Origin of the sequence: Streptomyces marokkonensis (assembly GCF_008312835.1) — a bacterium.
Lineage (GTDB): Bacteria > Actinomycetota > Actinomycetes > Streptomycetales > Streptomycetaceae > Streptomyces > Streptomyces marokkonensis_A.
The window spans coordinates 59,134-75,632 of the sequence record NZ_VSKS01000026.1 but is presented as its reverse complement, the minus strand read 5'-3'; the positions used below and the strand labels follow the sequence as shown (position 1 = coordinate 75,632).

Genomic DNA, 16,499 nt, shown 5'->3' with positions numbered 1-16,499 from the left:
GACGCGTACGGGGCTCGGTCAGGGCGTCCGCGCCGCCGTCGCGGGGCCGGGGAAACCGGTCCACGGCGCCAGGTCCGTGTCCTCGTTCTCCTCCTCGTACCAGCCCGTGCCCCGGAGCCAGGAGTGGAGCCGGTCCGTGAGGTCCGGGGAGTCGAGGAACCAGGCGTGGTCCGGGTCGCCCGGGTTGGGTCCGAAGAGGAGGACGGTGGCCCGGGGCGAGCGGCAGTCGACGCAGGCGTACATGCCGCAGCCCCGGTGGGACATCGGCAGCACGCCCTCGGGCCAGGACCGGTCCGGGTCCTCCCGGCCGCTCTCGCGGCGGGCCAGGTACTGGGCCACGGCGGCGGGTTCGCCGGAGGGCGCGCTGTCCAGGAGGGGCAGCAGACCGTACTCGGGGCCGAAGCCGCCGTCCGCTGTCCGCTGTCCGCAGATGGAGCTGCACGAGCAGCGGGGGCAGGGAGAAACCCAGGGTGGCCTCGGCGCGCGCCGGCGTGGCCGCGTCGATGGGCTCAGGGAGGGAAGGCCGGCCCCACGGGCGGGTGTTGCGGGCCTTGTCCGCCACCTGTGTCAGCAACTGCTCGTGCTCGGCCATGGGTTCATGATGGGCGCCGCCACTGACAGCCGTGCGGGCCTGTGGACAACCTCGGGGTTGTGGACAACTCCCGGGCCGGGCCGGGGACCTGCGAGTGGGTCCCCTGCCCTACCAGCGCTCTGTTGCCCTACCAGCGCTCTGTGAACGCCCGGTCGGTGCGCACGATCTCACGGCCCAGCGGGAACAGTGAGACCGGGATCAGCTTGAAGTTGGCGAGGCCGAGCGGGATTCCGATGATCGTCACGCACAGCGCGATGCCGGTGACGATGTGACCGAGCGCCAGCCACCAGCCGGCCAGGAGCAGCCACAGCACGTTGACGAGGAAGGAAGGGGCGCCCGCGTCCCGGCGCTCGACCGTCGTGTACCCGAAGGGCCACAGGGCGTAGACACCGATGCGGAACGCGGCGACGCCGAAGGGGATGCCGATGATCGTGATGCAGAGCAGCACGCCCGCGAGCAGGTAGCCGAGGAACAGCCAGAAGCCGCTGAAGACGAGCCATATGAGATTCAGGATGGTCTTCACTGGTGGGGACCTGCCATTTTCTCGAGCCGGGCGATGCGTTCCGCCATCGGCGGGTGGGTGGAGAACATCTTCGCAAGCCCCTGCCCCGGACGGAACGGGTTGGCGATCATCATGTGGCTGGCCGTCTCGATGCGGGGCTCGGGGGGCAGCGGAAGCTGCTTGGTGCCGCGTTCCAGTTTGCGCAGGGCGCGGGCGAGGGCGAGTGGATCGCCGGTCAGCTGCGCGCCCGAGGCGTCGGCCTCGTACTCCCGGGAGCGGCTGATGGCCAGTTGGATGAGGGACGCGGCGAGCGGGCCGAGGATCATGATCAGCAGCATGCCGAGCAGACCGGGGCCGTCGTCGTCGTCCGAGCGGCCGATGGGGATCAGCCAGGCGAAGTTGACCAGGAACATGATCACGGAGGCGAGGGCACCGGCGACCGAGGAGATCAGGATGTCGCGGTTGTAGACATGACTGAGCTCGTGGCCGATGACGCCGCGCAGTTCCCGCTCGTCGAGCAGGCGCAGGATGCCCTCGGTGCAGCACACCGCCGCGTTGCGCGGGTTGCGGCCGGTGGCGAAGGCGTTGGGTGCCTCCGTCGGGGAGATGTACAGGCGGGGCATGGGCTGGCGGGCCTGCGTGGAGAGCTCACGGACCATCCGGTACAGCCCCGGGGCCTCGAACTCGCTCACCGGGCGGGCGCGCATCGCCCGCAGGGCCAGCTTGTCGCTGTTCCAGTACGCGTACGCGTTGGTGCCCAGCGCGATCAGGACGGCGACGACGAGCCCCGTACGGCCGAAGAAGCTGCCGATGACGATGATGAGTGCGGACAGTCCCCCGAGGAGGACTGCGGTCCTGAGCCCGTTGTGCCGGCGGTGCACGGTACGCCCTCCAAATCGTGCGGCAGGGGGAACCTCGCTTGCTGATCTTCCTTCTGACCTGCGCTGCCCACTGGTCTCGCGGTGTCACGTCCAGTGGACCCTCCCGTACCGGTCAACGCCAGGCGAGGGGCACTAGTTCCCTTGTGCGCGCGGTGGCGCGTGTAAACCGTCCGGGTGACGGCCGTCCCGGGCGGCCCCGGAGGGCGCCCCGGCCGGCACGCGCGCGTGGGCGTCGGGTGGCCTGACGCGCGCGTGCGGGAGGCGGCCCGGTGTGCTCAGAAGAGTCCGGTGTCGGTGAAGCGGAGGACCAGTTGGGGTGCGCCCGACAGGGCGATGCCGGCGACGCCGGTCAGGGCGATCGCGGCGGTGAGGGGGGCGGGGAGGCGGTGCCGGGCCGGCTCGCCCTCGGGGGCGCGGAACAGCAGGGCCGTCCACTGGAGGTAGTAGACCAGCGCGATGACGACGTTGACGGCCATGACGACGGCGAGCCAGCCGAGTCCGGCGTCGACGGCCGCCGCGAACACGGTGACCTTGGCGAAGAGGCCGATGATGCCCGGCGGGAGCCCGGCGAGGCAGAGCAGGAAGAAGCCCAGGAGGAGCGCGGTGAGAGGGCTGGAGGCGTACAGGCCCCGGTAGTCGGCGACGCGGTTGAGACGGTGCGCGCGGCCCACGAGGGCGGCCACCGCGAACGCGCCCAGGTTCACAACGCCGTACATGAGGGCGTAGGCGAGGGTGGATCCGATCGACTTCTCGGCGTCGTCGGAGTACGCGGCGGCGGCGATCGGCACCAGGAGGTAGCCGGCCTGGCCGACGGACGACCAGGCGAGGAGGCGCACCGCGCTGTACGCGCGCGTGGCGCGCTGCCGGAGGGCGCCGACGTTGCCGACGGTCATGGTGAGGGCGGCCAGCGCGGCGAGGGCGGGGCCCCACACGTCGGCGTAGGACGGCAGGGCGACGACGGTGACGAGGATCAGACCGGAGAAGCCGACCGCCTTGCCGATGACCGACAGGTACGCGGCGATCGGCAGGGGGGCGCCCACGTAGGTGTCGGGGACCCAGAAGTGGAAGGGGACGGCGGCCGTCTTGAAGGCGAAGCCGACGAGGGTGAGGACGACGCCGGTCTGGGCGAGCGTGTGGAGCTGTCCGTCGACGGTCTGGATCCGCTCGGCGACCAGGGTGAGGTGGAGGGTTCCGGTGGCCGCGTAGACGAAGCTGATGCCGAGCAGGCTGACCGCGGTGGCGGTGACGGAGGACAGGAAGAACTTCAGGGCCGCTTCGGAGGACTTCCGGTCACCGTGCCGCAGGCCCACCAGGGCGAAGGCGGGCAGGGAGGCGACCTCGAGGGCCACGACGAGGGTCGCCAGGTCGCGGGAGGCGGGCAGCAGGGCGGCACCGGCCGCGGAGGAGAGGAACAGGAACCAGTACTCCCCCTCGGGCAGCCGTTTGCCCTCGTCCTTCAGGGCGGTGACCGACAGCAGGGCGGCCAGGAGGGCGCCGCCGAGCACCAGGAACTGGATGACGAGGGTGAAGCGGTCCGCGGTGTAGCTGCACACGCCGGTCTCGCCGACCAGGCAGAAGGTGCCGCGGTCGGCGTCGAGGAGGGGCAGCAGCATGAGCGTGGCGGCGGCGAGTCCTGCCACCGAGACCCAGCCGAGCAGCGGTTTCCGGCTCTCGCCGACGAACAGGTCGGCGACGAGGACGACGAGTCCGACGACCGCCGCGATGGTGGGCGGCGCGATGGCCAGCCAGTCGACGGACTGGACGAGGGAGCTCATCGGGTGCCTCCTGGGAGGAGCTGCTGCACGGCCGGATCGGTCAGTCCGAGGAGGGCCCCCGGCCACAGCCCGGCGACGACGGTGAGGACGACGAGCGGGGTCCAGGCCGCGAACTCGTAGGAGCGCACGTCGGTGAGGTGCGGGGCGTCCTGCGGGACGGCGCCCATGCAGACCCGGCGGACCACGATCAGCAGGTAGGCGGCCGTCAGCAGGGTGCCGAACGCGCCGATCGCCATGAACGTCAGGAAGGCGGGGCGGCTGAGTCCCTCGGCGGGGTCGAAGGCGCCGAAGAGGGCGAGCATCTCGCCCCAGAATCCGGCGAGGCCGGGCAGGCCGAGGGAGGCGACGGCGGCGAAGGCGAGCAGGCCGCCGAGGCGCGGGGCCCTGCCGTAGAGGGCGGCGCCGGTCTCCCGGGCGAGGGTGTCGAGGTCGGTGCTGCCGGTGCGGTCCTTGAGGCCGCCGACCAGGAAGAACAGCAGGCCGGTGATGAGGCCGTGGGCGACGTTGGCGAAGAGGGCGCCGTTGACGCCGGTGGGGGTCATGGTCGCGATGCCGAGGAGGACGAAGCCCATGTGGCCGACGGAGGAGTAGGCGATGAGGCGTTTGAGGTCGCCCTTGGCTCCGCGTCCGGCGAGGGCCAGGCAGGCGAGGGATCCGTAGATGATCCCGACGACGGCGAACGCGGCGAGGTAGGGCGCGAAGGTGCGGAAGCCGTCCGGCGCCGCGGGCAGCAGGATCCGGACGAATCCGTACGTGCCCATCTTCAGCAGGACGCCGGCCAGCAGGACAGAGCCGACGGTCGGCGCGGCGGTGTGGGCGTCGGGCAGCCAGCTGTGCAGTGGCCACATCGGGGTCTTGACCGCGAGCCCGATCCCGATCGCCAGAACGGCGATGACCTGCACGGACGTGGTCAGGGACCGGCCGTTGTCAGTGGCGAGTGCCACCATGTCGAATGTGCCCGCCTCGATCCCGATCAGGAGCAGGCCGAGCAGCATGACCACGGAGCCGAGCAGCGTGTAGAGGATGAACTTCCAGGCGGCCTCGGCCCGGCCCTCGCCGCCCCAGCGGGCGATGAGGAAGTACATCGGGATGAGGACCATCTCGAAGGCGACGAAGAACAGGATCAGGTCGAGGACGGCGAAGGTCGCCAGGGTGCCGGACTCGAGGACGAGCAGCAGGGCGACGAAGGCCTTCGGGGACGGGCCCGTGGGCGGCTTGAAGTACGAGTGGAGGGCGCTGAGGAAGGTCAGCAGCGCGGTCAGGACCAGGAGGGGGAGGGAGATGCCGTCGGTGCCGAGGTGGATGCGCACGTCGAGCGCGGGGATCCAGCTGATGTCGGTCGTGGCCTGCATCGTCGACGGCTGGTCGTGGTCGAAGCCGAGCGCGAGGACGAGCGCCGCGAGGAGGATCGCCCCGGTGACGGTCACGCCGTGGCGGAGCACGGCCTGCTCGGGTGACTTCCCCTTCAGTCCGGGCGGAGCCGGCAGGAGGGCGGCGGCGGCGCCGAGGAGCGGGCCGACGACGAGGAACGCAAGAAGGAACTGCATCACGGACTCGTTGATATCGATCACGCCTGCTCACGCTCCCGTGGCGACGAGGACGACGGCGACCGCGAGGACGACGGTGCCGGCGAGCAGCGCGCTCACATAGGTCTGCAGATTGCCGGTCTGGGCCCGTCGCACGGCGGCACCGAGCCAGCGGGGCAGCGCGCCCGCGCCGCGTACGTAGGTCTCGACGACCTCGCGGTCGAGGAACCGCACGAGGCTCGCGCCGGCCCGGACCGGGCGGACGAAGAGGGCCGTGTACACGGCGTCCAGGTGAAAGCCGGCGGCCGCGTGCCGGTGCAGCGGGCCGAGCAGCAGCCGGCCGGGGTCCGACGGGTCAGCCGCGGACGCGATGTCTCCGTAGGCCGCCTCGTGGCTCGCGATGGCCTCCGCCTCGACCAGTCCGGCGTCGCCCTCGGGGTGGGCGGCGACCGCCCCGAGGGGGACGCGGGACGCCGCGTGCGCGGTGGTGTGCCGCCAGGTGGCGTAGGTGATGATGCCGCCGACCAGGGCCACGCCCGTGCCGAGCACGGAGGTGGTGAGCGTCGGGGTCAGGTCCTGGCCGTCGAACCAGTCGGGCAGCACGCGGAAGGCCAGACCGCCGAACGCGAGGGACGGGACGGCGAGCACCCACAGCACCACCGTCATCGTCAGCGGCTGCCTGCCGTGGTCGGGCGCCTCGGTGCCCTGCCCGCGGAAGGCCAGCAGCCACAGGCGCGTCGCGTACGCCGCGGTGAATAGGGCCGTGACGAGGCCGGCGAGCAGGACGATCCAGCCCGCCGCCGCGGGGGCGTGCTCGGTGTGGCCGGTGACGACGTGCTCGGCGACCCCGAGGACGGCCTCCTTGGAGAAGAAGCCGCTGAACGGCGGGATCGCGGCGAGCGCGAGGAGCGCCACGGTCATCGTCCAGTAGGCGTCGGGGACGCGGTCGCGCAGGTGGCCCATGCGGGACATGGCGGCCAGTGAGTTGGTGCCGGCCGCGTGGATGATCACGCCGGCGGCGAGGAACAGCAGCGCCTTGAAGGCGCCGTGGGACAGGAGGTGGAAGACGGCGGCGCCGCGGTCGGCGACGGCGAGGGCGCCGGTCATGTAGCCGAGCTGGCCGATCGTCGAGTAGGCGAGGACGCGTTTGATGTCGTCCTGGGCGAGGGCGGCGAGCGCGGAGCCGGCCATGGTCACGGCGGCCATGACGGCGAGGACGACCATCGCGGCCCGCGAGGCCTCGAAGAGCGGGAGGAGACGCGCGACGAAGTAGACACCGGCGGCGACCATGGTCGCGGCGTGGATCAGCGCGGAGACGGGGGTCGGGCCCGCCATCGCGTCGGGCAGCCAGGTGTGCAGCGGGAACTGCGCCGACTTGCCGGCCACGCCCGCCAGGAGCAGCAGGGCGATCAGGGTGGGGTGTTCGATGCCGCCGTTCGCGACGGCGCCGAGGATCCGGGTGATGCGGAAGGACCCGGCGTCGGTGGCCAGCGCGAACAGGCCGATGAGGAAGGGGACGTCGCCGAGCTTGGTGACCAGGAAGGCCTTGAGGGAGGCGGCGCGCGCCTCGGGGGTCTCCCAGTAGTGGCCGACGAGGAAGTAGGAGCAGATGCCCATGACTTCCCAGCCGACCAGCAGGACCATCAGGTCGCCGGAGTAGACGACCAGGAGCATCGCGGAGGTGAACAGGGAGACGAGGGCGGCGTAGGAGGGGTAGCGGGGGTCGTCGCGCAGGTAGCCCGTCGAGTAGATCTGCACACAGCCGGCGACGAGGGTGACCAGGACGGCGGTCAGCGCGGCGAAACCGTCGACGTGCAGGGCGAGTTCGACGGGGACCGAGCCGGTGGGAGTGAGCTCGGTGGCGGCGTCGACGGCCCCGTCGCCGCCCTGGCGCGCGGCGACCACGGCGGCGAGCGCGAGCGAGACGAACGTGGGCAGGACGGCGAGCGGACGGACGAATCCGGGAGCGGTGCGGCCCAGGAGCAGTCCGGCGATCGCGCCGAGGAAGGGAAGGAGGGGGACGAGGACGGCGAGGGTGGTCGTGGTCACGCGGTGGCCTCAGCCTTCTCGGCGGCCGCCCGGGTCGCGGCGGCGTCGCCGCCGGGTACGTCGCCGTCGGGGCCGTCGCCTCCGTGGCCCTCGGCGGTGTCGCGGAGCCTGTCGATGTCCGAGGTGCCGCGGTTGCGGTACACGGCGAGGACGATCGCCAGGCCGATGCCGATCTCGGCGGCGGCGATGGCGATGGTGAACAGCGCCAGGGCCTGGCCGGAGTGCAGGGTTTCCTCGGCGGCCCGGCTGAGCCAGACGTCGAAGGCGACCAGGTTCAGGTTGACGGCGTTGAGCATCAGCTCGACGGACATCAGGACCAGGATCGCGTTGCGGCGGGCGAGGACGCCGTACAGGCCCGTGCAGAAGAGGAGGGCGGACAGCACGGCGGGATAGGCGAGGTGCATCAGCGGGCCCCTTCCGTGTCGCGCCGGGTGCCCGTGGTGGGGGCCGTCGCGGCGTCGGCCTTCGCCTTGCGGGACAGGACGATCGCGCCGACGAGGGCGGCGAGCAGGAGGACGGAGAGGGCCTCGAAGGGGAGGACCCAGTGCTGGAAGAGGCTCGCGCCGGTCACCTCGGTGGAGCCGGCGGGGGCGCCGTCCAGGTCGATCCAGGTGGTCCGGAAGGCGTCCACGACCACCCACACCAGGGCGGCCGCGGCGGCGACGGACACGGCGAGGGCGACCCACCGGTTGCCGGAGTCGGCGTCCGGTGAGCGGCCGATGGGGGCCCGGGTGAGCATCAGCCCGAACAGGAGGAGGACGACGACGGAACCGACGTAGATGAGGACCTGCACCCAGGCGATGAACTCCGCGGTGAGCAGCAGGTATTCGACGGCGAGGCCACCGAGGGCCACCACCAGCCACAGGGCGGCGTGCACCAGCTGCCGGGTGGTGACGGTGATGACGGCGGCCCCGAGGGTGACCAGGCCGACGAGGAGGAAGGCGATCTCCACCCCGGTCGGGGAGAGGAAGCCGTGCGTCTCGGCGGCGGTGGCGGTCGTGGCGTGCGCGGCCGTTCCTGCGGCTGCGGCGAGGGTCACGACTCCTCCTCCTGCGGTTCGGCCTGGGCGGCGGCGAGCTTGTCGGCGGTCTTGCGGGCGGCGGCGAGTTCCTTCGGCTCCTCGGCGCCGGGGTCGAGGGCGGGCGGGGCCGGGACGGTCCACATCCACTCGCGGAGCTTGTCGCGTTCGTGGGTGAGGTCGCGGATGTCGGTCTCGGCGTACTCGAACTCCGGGGACCAGAACAGGGCGTCGAAAGGACAGACCTCGATGCAGATGCCGCAGTACATGCACAGGGAGAAGTCGATGGCGAAGCGGTCGAGGACGTTGCGGCTGCGTTCGCGGCCGCCGGGGGTCGCCGCCGGGACCGTCTCCTTGTGGGAGTCGATGTAGATGCACCAGTCCGGGCACTCGCGGGCGCACAGCATGCAGACCGTGCAGTTCTCCTCGAACAGGCCGATCACGCCGCGGGTGCGGGGCGGGAGGTCGGGCTGGGTGTCCGGGTACGGGGCGGTGACGGATTTCCTCGTCATCGTCCGCAGGGTGACGGCCAGGCCCTTGGCCAGGCCGGAGCCGGGGATCGGGGCCACTAGAGGAACACCACCTTGACGATGCCGGTGAGGGCGATCTGAGCGAGGGACAGGGGGACGAGGAGGGTCCAGGAGAGCTTCTGGAGCTGGTCCTCGCGCAGCCGGGGGTAGGTGACGCGGAGCCAGATGACGACGAAGGCGAGGACCGCGGTCTTGAGCAGGGTCCAGGCCCAGCCGAGTCCGTCGGCGCCCCAGGGGCCGTGCCAGCCGCCCAGGAACAGAACGGTGGTCAGTCCGCACAGGACGACGATCCCCGCGTACTCGGCGAGGAGGAAGAGGGCGAAGCGCAGACCGGTGTACTCGGTGTACGCGCCGAAGATGATCTCGGAGTCGGCGACGGGCATGTCGAAGGGGGGCCGCTGGAGTTCGGCGAGGCCGGCGACGAAGAAGACGAGCGCGCCGGTGATCTGCCAGGGCAGCCACCACCACTCGAAGGCGTCGAGGATGCCGACGAGGGAGACCGTGCCGGCCGCCATCGCCACGGAGGCGGCGGTGAGCAGCATCGGGAGTTCGTACGCGAGGAGCTGGGCCGCGGTGCGCAGGCCGCCGAGGAGGGAGAACTTGTTGGCGGAGGCCCAGCCCGCCATGAGCGAGCCGAGGACGCCGACGCCCATGACGGCGAGCACGAAGAACACGCCGGCGTCCAGCACCTGGCCGACCGCGCCCTCGCCCGGGCCGATCGGGATGGCGAGCAGGACGAGGAGGTACGGCAGGAGGGCGACGGCGGGGGCGAGCTGGAAGATGCGGCGGTCCGCGCCGGCCGGGACCACGTCCTCCTTCTGCGCGAACTTCACGCCGTCGGCGATGAGCTGGGCCCAGCCGTGGAAGCCACCGGCGTACATCGGGCCGAGGCGGCCCTGCATGTGGGCCATCACCTTGTGCTCGGTCTGACCCACGATCAGGGGGAAGGTGAGGAAGACGACGAACACGACCAGGAGTCGCAGGGCGACGTCGAGCACGTCGTTCACCGCGGGCCTCCTGACGGGTCTTCGGGGGTGGTGGTCTCGGGGTCGCCGCCACCGGTCCCCGGGCGGGTGTCGGCGGCGGCTCGGGATCCGCCGTCGGTCCCGGGCTCCGGTTCGGCGACGGAAGCGCGGTCCGGATCGGCGCCGGGTTCGGCCCCGCGCTCGGTGGGCGGCCGACCCTGGGGCTCGGTACCGGGCTCACGCTCGGGCCGCCCGGCCTCGCGCTCGCTGGGAGACCCGGCCTCAGGCTCACGCTCGGGCCGCCCGGCCTCGCGCTCGCTGGGAGACCCGGCCTCAGGCTCACGCTCGGGCCGCCCGGCCTCGCGCTCGCTGGGAGACCCGGCCTCAGGCTCACGCTCGGGCCGCCCGGCCTCGCGCTCGCTGGGAGACCCGGCCTCGGGCTCGGTGGGAGACCCGGCCTGAGTTCCGGTGCCGGGCCCGGACTCGGGCTCGCGCTCGGTGGGCGGCCCGGTCCCGGGCTCGGTGCCGGTCCCGGGCTCGGTGCCGGTCCCGGACTGGGGGGCGGCGCCGGGCTGCGGGTTGCGTTCCGGTTCCGGTTCGGTGAAGGCCGGGCGGGCGTGGTGCCAGGGGGCGTCAGGGCTGCGCGGGGCGGCGGGGGGCCTGTGGTCGGGCCTGCCCTCGGTGGGGGCGGCTTCCTCACCCGCTGCCGCCGCTCCGTCCGCCGCGGCACGCCGGCTCACCGACCCCTCGGACGCGGTGCGCGCCCGGCGGGGGCCGCCGGCGGCGGGCGTATCCGAACGCTGCGACGCCGACCCCTCACTCGCGCTCCGCGCCCGACGCGCCGGAGCCTCCGGACCGCCCGCCTGGCTCGCCGAGCCCTCAGCCGCCGTACGGGCACGGCGCGGGGAGGCCGGAGGCTGGGCGGAAGGCTCAGTGGTGGCCGCCTGGCTCGCCGAGCCCTCCGACGCCGTACGGGTACGGCGCGGCGGGCGGTCGCCGGGGGTTCGTGCCCCGGCTGCCGCCGGCCTGCCCGCGCCCCGGGCCGGGCGGGCGGGGGCCGGGGGGAGCTGGCCCTTCAGGGGACCCCACTCGTTCGGGTCGGGGACGCCGGGGGGAAGCATCTGGCGGCGCTTGGGGCCACCGTGCGCCGCGCCCGCCGCAGGCTCCCCGGGTTCCTTCGCGCCGGGCCAGGCCTTGGCGACCCGGGCCGCGAGGACGAAGTCCTTGCGCAGGGGGTGGCCCTCGAAGGTGTCCGGCAGGAGCAGGTGGTCCAGGCCGGGGTGGCCCGTGAAGTCGACGCCGAACATCTCGTGCGTCTCGCGTTCGTGCCAGGCGGCGCCCGCGTAGACGTCCACGGCGGACGGCAGCGTCGGGGCCTCGTGCGGCACCGTGGTGCGCAGCAGCAGGCGCCGTACCGGAGCCAGGGCGGCGACGTGCGCCGTGACGCGGAATCCGGTGCCGGGTTCGTCGACCGCGCTCAGCCAGTCGAAGAAGGTGCAGCCGACACGGTCGCGCGCGGCCCTCAGGGCGTCGATCCAGGAGGCGGGCGGTACGTCGACGGTCAGGACGCCGTACGACTCCTCCGCCGTGGCCTCCGCACCGAAGAGTTCCTCGGCGCCGGCGGGGAGCCAGCCGACCGCGGTCATCGTTCCCCCCTGTCACCGGTCTCACCGGTCTCACCGGACGGCGCGGGCGGCGCAGGCGGCGCGACCAGCCCGCTCCGCAGCGCCGCCGCCGAGGGCCGCCCCGCGGCGGAGGCGGCACCGGGCGCCGGGGTGCCGTACCGCTCCCCCAGCGACTCCCGTGCGATCTTCTCCTGGAGCTTCAGGACCCCCTGGAGCAGCGCCTCGGGCCGGGGCGGGCAGCCGGGGACGTAGACGTCGACCGGGATGATCTGGTCCACGCCCTTGGTCACGGAGTAGGAGTCCCAGTACGGGCCGCCGCAGTTGCTGCACGCGCCGAAGGAGATGACGTACTTCGGCTCGGGCATCTGCTCGTACAGGCGCTTCACCGCGGGCGCCATCTTGTCCGTGACCGTGCCCGACACCACCATCAGGTCGGCCTGTCGCGGTCCCGGGGCGAACGGGATGACGCCGAGGCGGATGAAGTCGTGCCGGGCCATCGACGCGGCGATGAACTCGATCGCGCAGCAGGCGAGGCCGAAGTTGAAGACCCAGAGCGAGTAGCGGCGGCCCCAGTTGAGGACCACCTTCATCGGCTCGGGCGCCAGCCGGGCGAGCGCGCCGAGCCTCTTCGGTTCCGGAAGCAGGACCGGCTCGGGGGCGGACGGGGTCACGTCCATGTCAGGACGCCCTTCTTGTATGCGTACAGCAGACCCACGGCGAGGAAGCCGAGGAAGATGAACATCTCCACGAGGGTGGTCGCACCGTAGCCGTCGGCGGCGAAGACCGTGGCCCAGGGGAAGAGGAAGATCGAGTCGACGGCGAAGATCACGTAGAGGAAGGCGTAGACGTAGTAGCGGACCTGGGTGTGGGCCCAGCCCTCACCGACGGGGTCGACTCCGCACTCGTACGTCATGAGTTTCTCGGGCGTGGGGACCACCGGCCGCAGCAGGCGTCCCGCCCCGAAGGCCACGGCGACGAAGAGCAGGCCGACGACGGCGAGCAGTCCGACGACCGAGTAGGACTGGAAGTAGTCCGCCGCGACGACGGTCGATTCCCGCACGTCCGCCCCTCACTCCCTCGGATCGGCGCCCGGGCCCATGCCTGTCCCGTGCCCTCGATCCGTGCCGGTGAACGCCGAACGCCATGGTTCGACGATCTGTACGCACGGGAGTCTAGGCCCTGATAAAGGCACAGTAAGCAGCCCGTCACCGCTCCGCACGCGGGGGTAGGGTTTTCCTCAGTGCGCCCTGGCGGTCCGCTCCATGGCGCCGGCCTCCCGGCTCCGGGCAGGCTGTGCCACATGACCGAACGTTTCGCGCCCCCGGGCACGCCCGTCACGGCAGTGCCGGAACCGGCAGGGCACGGCGACCGCCCGCCGCCGGCCCGTTTCGCCTACGACGCGCACACCTGGAAGGAGATCGCCCATCTCCTGGCGAACCTCCCGGTGTCGCTGGTGGGCTTCGTCTACACGGTGACCATGCTGTCCACCGGTCTCGGACTGACCGTCACGGTGATCGGGTTCCCGCTGCTCGCCGTCGGACTGATGGGCGCGCGGCTGCTGGGCAGGCTGGAGCGGGCGCGGGCCAGGAAGCTGCTCGGGGTGCGGGTGGAGGAGCCGAGCCGGCTGCCCCTGCGCGGGCCCGGGGGGTTCTGGCCTCAGCTGTGGATGGCGCTGAAGGACCCGGTGGGCTGGCGCACGGTCCTGTACGAGCTGATCCGGCTGCCGTGGGGGATCCTCACCTTCGTCGTCACGCTGACCGGCCTGTTCGTGCTGTGGCCTGTGCTGCCGTTCGTCGTGCGGGCCCTGACCAACGCGGACCGGGCGATGGTGCGCGGCCTGCTGTCCCCCTCCGACGAACTGGAGCAGCGCATCGCCGAGCTGGAGTCCGACCGGGGCGTGGTGGTCGACACGGCGGCGGCGGACCTGCGGCGCATCGAGCGCGATCTGCACGACGGGGCGCAGGCCCGGCTGGTCAATCTGGCGATGGGGCTGGGCCTGGCCAAGGAGAAGCTCCTGGAGGACCCCGACGCCGCGGCGTCCATGGTGGAGGAGGCGCACGGCGAGGTGAAGCTGGCCCTGCAGGAGCTGCGGGACCTGGCGCGCGGCATCCATCCCGCGGTGCTGACCGACCGGGGCCTGGACGCCGCCCTGTCCTCGGTCGCCTCGCGCTGCACGGTGCCGGTGACGGTGACCGTCGACCTGGACGAGCGCCCGGCCGCCGCCATCGAGGGCATCGCCTACTTCACCGTCTCGGAGCTGCTGCAGAACGTCAGCAAGCACAGCGGGGCCCGGTCGGCCGCGGTCGAGGCATGGCGGTCGGAGGGCCGGCTGTTCCTCCAGGTCCGGGACGACGGGCGCGGTGGCGCGAGCCTGGAGGGCGGGACGGGCATGCGGGGCCTCGCCGACCGGCTGGGCGCGGTGGACGGACTGTTCGTCGTGGACTCGCCGGAGGGCGGTCCGACGACCGTGACGGCGGAGCTGCCGTGGCGGGACCGTTCCGGTGTCCTCGCCCCGGACGCGCGGACGGCCAAGGGGGCGTCCGTCCGCGGCCGGAGGTAGGGAAAACCCCCGCCCAAGACTGCGACGGCCTCCATGGTCCGCCGACCTGCGGCGGAGCAGTCTGGGGAAAGGACAGCACAGCTCCGGACGAGAAGAAGGACGACGCCGATGGCCACGGAGTACGGACAGGGCTACGGGCTCCACGCGGGGCCCGGACACACCGGGAACGCCGAGGGACGGCGGCACCGGATGCCGGCCGCGCTGCGGGCGCCGGTCGAGGGACGCACCTGGCGCGAGCTGGGGTACGTGCTGCTGAGCCTGCCGATCAGCATCCTGCTCTTCACGTACGCGGTCACCATGGTGTCGCTGGGGGCGGGCCTGCTGGTGACGTTCCTCGGCGTCCCGGTGCTGGCGGCGGCGCTCGCCGGCTGCCGGGGCCTCGGGTCGGTGGAGCGGGCGCGGGCGCGGGGGCTGCTGGGCCTGGAGGTGGGCGAGCCGGAGCCGTTGCGGACGAAGCGGCACGGGCTCATGGGGTGGGTCGGTGCCGTGCTCAAGAGCGGCGCGTCCTGGCGGTCGCTGCTGTACGCGGTGATCCAGCTGCCGTGGGCGGTGCTCTCCTTCGCCGTCACCGTGACCCTGTGGACGCTGGGCTGGTCGCTGCTGACGTACCCGCTGTGGTTCTGGGTCTTCCCCGCGTACGCCGGGCAGGACGGCATACAGCTGTACGGCGACGAGCAGCACCGGATCTATCTGGACAACGCCTTCGAGATCTCGGTGACCGCGGGGGTGGGCCTGCTGTTCACGCTCGCCACGCCGTGGATCGTGCGGGCGCTGACGATGGTGGACCGGCTGATGGTGCACGGGCTGCTCGGACCGTCCCGGCTGGCCACGCGGGTGGTGGAGCTGGAGTCGGACCGCGGCGTCGTGGTGGACACGGCGGCGGCGGACCTGCGGCGCATCGAGCGCGACCTGCACGACGGGGCGCAGGCCCGGCTGGTGGCGCTGGCCATGGACCTGGGGCTGGCGAAGGAGAAGCTGCGGGAGGACCCGCGGGTCGCGGCGCGGATGGTGGACGAGGCGCACGGCGAGGTGAAGACGGCGCTGCAGGAGCTGCGGGACCTGGCGCGCGGCATCCATCCGGCGGTCCTGACCGACCGGGGCCTGGACGCGGCCCTGTCCTCGGTCGCCTCCCGGTGCACGGTCCCGGTGCAGGTGGAGGTGGACCTGACGGAGCGGCCCGCGCCGGCCATCGAGGGCATCGCCTACTTCACGGCCTCGGAGCTGCTGCAGAACGTCAGCAAGCACGCGCGGGCGACCTGGGCGGCCGTGGAGGTGTGGCGGTCGGAGAACCGGCTGATGCTCCAGGTCACGGACAACGGGGTGGGCGGCGCCGACACCTCCCGGGGTTCGGGACTGTCGGGTCTGACGGAGCGGCTGGACGCGGTGGACGGGATCCTGGTGGTCGACTCACCGGCCGGCGGCCCGACCCGGGTGACCGCCGAACTGCCGTGGCGCGCGGAGCGCACCCGGTGACCACGTGGTGAGACCGGGAGACCGGGCCGCGGACGGGCGGGTGCGGGGCCAGGAGCCCGCACCCGCCCGTCCGCGCGCCGGTCGCGTGCGGAGCGGAGCCACGGGACGCACACACGGACGGCGACCCGCGGCGACACCCCCGATCGCGTAGCCCCGGCCCATCCCCCGGCGAATGCTGGAATGCTGGACCTGTTGACGACCGGGCCCGCCAGGAGGGCGGGCCCGGAACAGGCGTGGGGGGCCGAAGAGCGTGGAGGACAGGGTGCGGGTGGTCATCGCCGAGGATTCGGTGCTGCTGCGGGAGGGCCTGACCCGGCTGCTGACCGACCGGGGGCACGAGGTCGTGGCCGGTGTCGGCGACGGAGAGGCGCTGATCAAGACCATCACCGAGCTGGACGGGCAGAACCTGCTCCCGGACGTCGTGGTGGCCGACGTACGGATGCCGCCGACGCACACGGACGAGGGCGTGCGGGCCGCGGTGCAGCTGCGCAAGGCGCATCCGGGTGTCGGGGTGCTGGTGCTGTCGCAGTACGTGGAGGAGCGCTACGCCACGGAACTGCTCGCCGGGTCCAGCCGGGGCGTCGGCTACCTGCTGAAGGACCGGGTGGCCGAGGTGCGCGAGTTCGTGGACGCGGTGGTGCGGGTGGCCGGGGGCGGGACCGCGCTGGACCCGGAGGTGGTCGCGCAGCTGCTGGGGCGCAGCCGCAAGCAGGACGTGCTCGCCGGGCTCACCCCGCGTGAGCGTGAGGTCCTGGGGCTGATGGCCGAGGGGCGGACGAACTCGGCGATCGCCAGGCAGCTGGTGGTCAGCGACGGCGCCGTGGAGAAGCACGTCAGCAACATCTTCCTGAAGCTGGGGCTCTCCCCGAGCGACGGCGATCACCGGCGGGTCCTGGCGGTTCTCACCTACCTCAACTCCTAGTGGGACGTCTCGAAGTCGTGTCCAACATGCGAATGACCCAAGGAAGGCGACCCTTACGGACGTAGGGTTGATCCGGGGAGG

15 protein-coding genes and 1 pseudogene are annotated in these 16,499 nt (G+C 72.7%); 3 read left to right on the top strand and 13 right to left on the bottom strand.

Annotation, left to right across the window (positions count from 1 at the left end; genetic code table 11):
• Positions 1-18: 18 nt before the first annotated feature.
• From F1615_RS31810 to F1615_RS31750, 13 genes and pseudogenes are all read right to left on the bottom strand, one after another.
• A pseudogene (locus tag F1615_RS31810) lies at positions 19-592 on the bottom strand (SMI1/KNR4 family protein).
• A 127-nt stretch (positions 593-719) separates the two neighbouring features.
• Positions 720-1,115: a YccF domain-containing protein gene (locus tag F1615_RS31805; RefSeq protein ID WP_149552504.1), complete on the bottom strand. Its 396-nt coding sequence runs from the start codon at positions 1,113-1,115 to the stop codon at positions 720-722.
• Positions 1,112-1,975: a zinc metalloprotease HtpX gene (htpX, locus tag F1615_RS31800; RefSeq protein ID WP_149552503.1), complete on the bottom strand. Its 864-nt coding sequence runs from the start codon at positions 1,973-1,975 to the stop codon at positions 1,112-1,114. Before htpX ends, F1615_RS31805 begins: the two co-directional genes overlap by 4 nt.
• A gap of 275 nt (positions 1,976-2,250) precedes the next feature.
• Positions 2,251-3,750, bottom strand: a complete 1,500-nt coding sequence (locus F1615_RS31795) for an NADH-quinone oxidoreductase subunit N (RefSeq protein ID WP_149552502.1) — start codon at positions 3,748-3,750, stop codon at positions 2,251-2,253.
• Entirely contained in the window at positions 3,747-5,321 is a 1,575-nt protein-coding gene (locus tag F1615_RS31790; RefSeq protein ID WP_149552501.1) for a complex I subunit 4 family protein, read from the bottom strand. The genes F1615_RS31795 and F1615_RS31790 overlap by 4 nt, the downstream gene beginning before the upstream one ends.
• A 6-nt stretch (positions 5,322-5,327) precedes the next feature.
• Positions 5,328-7,325, bottom strand: coding sequence for an NADH-quinone oxidoreductase subunit L (locus F1615_RS31785; RefSeq protein ID WP_149552500.1), 1,998 nt, complete (start codon positions 7,323-7,325; stop codon positions 5,328-5,330).
• Positions 7,322-7,729, bottom strand: coding sequence for an NADH-quinone oxidoreductase subunit NuoK (gene nuoK / locus F1615_RS31780; RefSeq protein WP_149552499.1), 408 nt, complete (start codon positions 7,727-7,729; stop codon positions 7,322-7,324). Before nuoK ends, F1615_RS31785 begins: the two co-directional genes overlap by 4 nt.
• Positions 7,729-8,364 carry an NADH-quinone oxidoreductase subunit J family protein gene (locus F1615_RS31775; RefSeq protein ID WP_149552498.1) on the bottom strand — a complete coding sequence of 212 codons (636 nt, stop codon included), beginning with the start codon at positions 8,362-8,364 and terminating at the stop codon, positions 7,729-7,731. The genes nuoK and F1615_RS31775 overlap by 1 nt, the downstream gene beginning before the upstream one ends.
• Complete coding sequence (locus F1615_RS31770; RefSeq protein WP_149552497.1) at positions 8,361-8,912, bottom strand: NuoI/complex I 23 kDa subunit family protein; 552 nt, start codon at positions 8,910-8,912, stop codon at positions 8,361-8,363. The genes F1615_RS31775 and F1615_RS31770 overlap by 4 nt, the downstream gene beginning before the upstream one ends.
• Positions 8,912-9,880 carry a complex I subunit 1/NuoH family protein gene (locus F1615_RS31765; protein WP_149552496.1) on the bottom strand — a complete coding sequence of 323 codons (969 nt, stop codon included), beginning with the start codon at positions 9,878-9,880 and terminating at the stop codon, positions 8,912-8,914. Before F1615_RS31765 ends, F1615_RS31770 begins: the two co-directional genes overlap by 1 nt.
• Positions 9,877-11,484 carry an NADH-quinone oxidoreductase subunit C gene (locus tag F1615_RS31760; RefSeq protein WP_149552495.1) on the bottom strand — a complete coding sequence of 536 codons (1,608 nt, stop codon included), beginning with the start codon at positions 11,482-11,484 and terminating at the stop codon, positions 9,877-9,879. Before F1615_RS31760 ends, F1615_RS31765 begins: the two co-directional genes overlap by 4 nt.
• The gene (locus tag F1615_RS31755; RefSeq protein WP_149552494.1) at positions 11,481-12,140 is read right to left on the bottom strand and encodes an NADH-quinone oxidoreductase subunit B; all 660 of its coding nucleotides are present in this window, start codon (positions 12,138-12,140) and stop codon (positions 11,481-11,483) included. Before F1615_RS31755 ends, F1615_RS31760 begins: the two co-directional genes overlap by 4 nt.
• Positions 12,131-12,523, bottom strand: coding sequence for an NADH-quinone oxidoreductase subunit A (locus tag F1615_RS31750; RefSeq protein WP_037929428.1), 393 nt, complete (start codon positions 12,521-12,523; stop codon positions 12,131-12,133). Before F1615_RS31750 ends, F1615_RS31755 begins: the two co-directional genes overlap by 10 nt.
• Positions 12,524-12,763: 240 nt before the next feature.
• On the opposite strand from F1615_RS31750, the gene F1615_RS31745 reads away from it, so the two are divergent.
• The 3 genes from F1615_RS31745 to F1615_RS31735 all read left to right on the top strand — a co-directional run bounded on the left by F1615_RS31745 (position 12,764) and on the right by F1615_RS31735 (position 16,418).
• The gene (locus tag F1615_RS31745; RefSeq protein WP_149552493.1) at positions 12,764-14,023 is read left to right on the top strand and encodes a sensor histidine kinase; all 1,260 of its coding nucleotides are present in this window, start codon (positions 12,764-12,766) and stop codon (positions 14,021-14,023) included.
• A 108-nt stretch (positions 14,024-14,131) separates the two neighbouring features.
• Positions 14,132-15,496, top strand: coding sequence for a sensor histidine kinase (locus F1615_RS31740; RefSeq protein WP_149552492.1), 1,365 nt, complete (start codon positions 14,132-14,134; stop codon positions 15,494-15,496).
• Between the two features lie 262 nt (positions 15,497-15,758).
• Complete coding sequence (locus F1615_RS31735; RefSeq protein ID WP_280118915.1) at positions 15,759-16,418, top strand: response regulator transcription factor; 660 nt, start codon at positions 15,759-15,761, stop codon at positions 16,416-16,418.
• Positions 16,419-16,499: the final 81 nt, after the last annotated feature.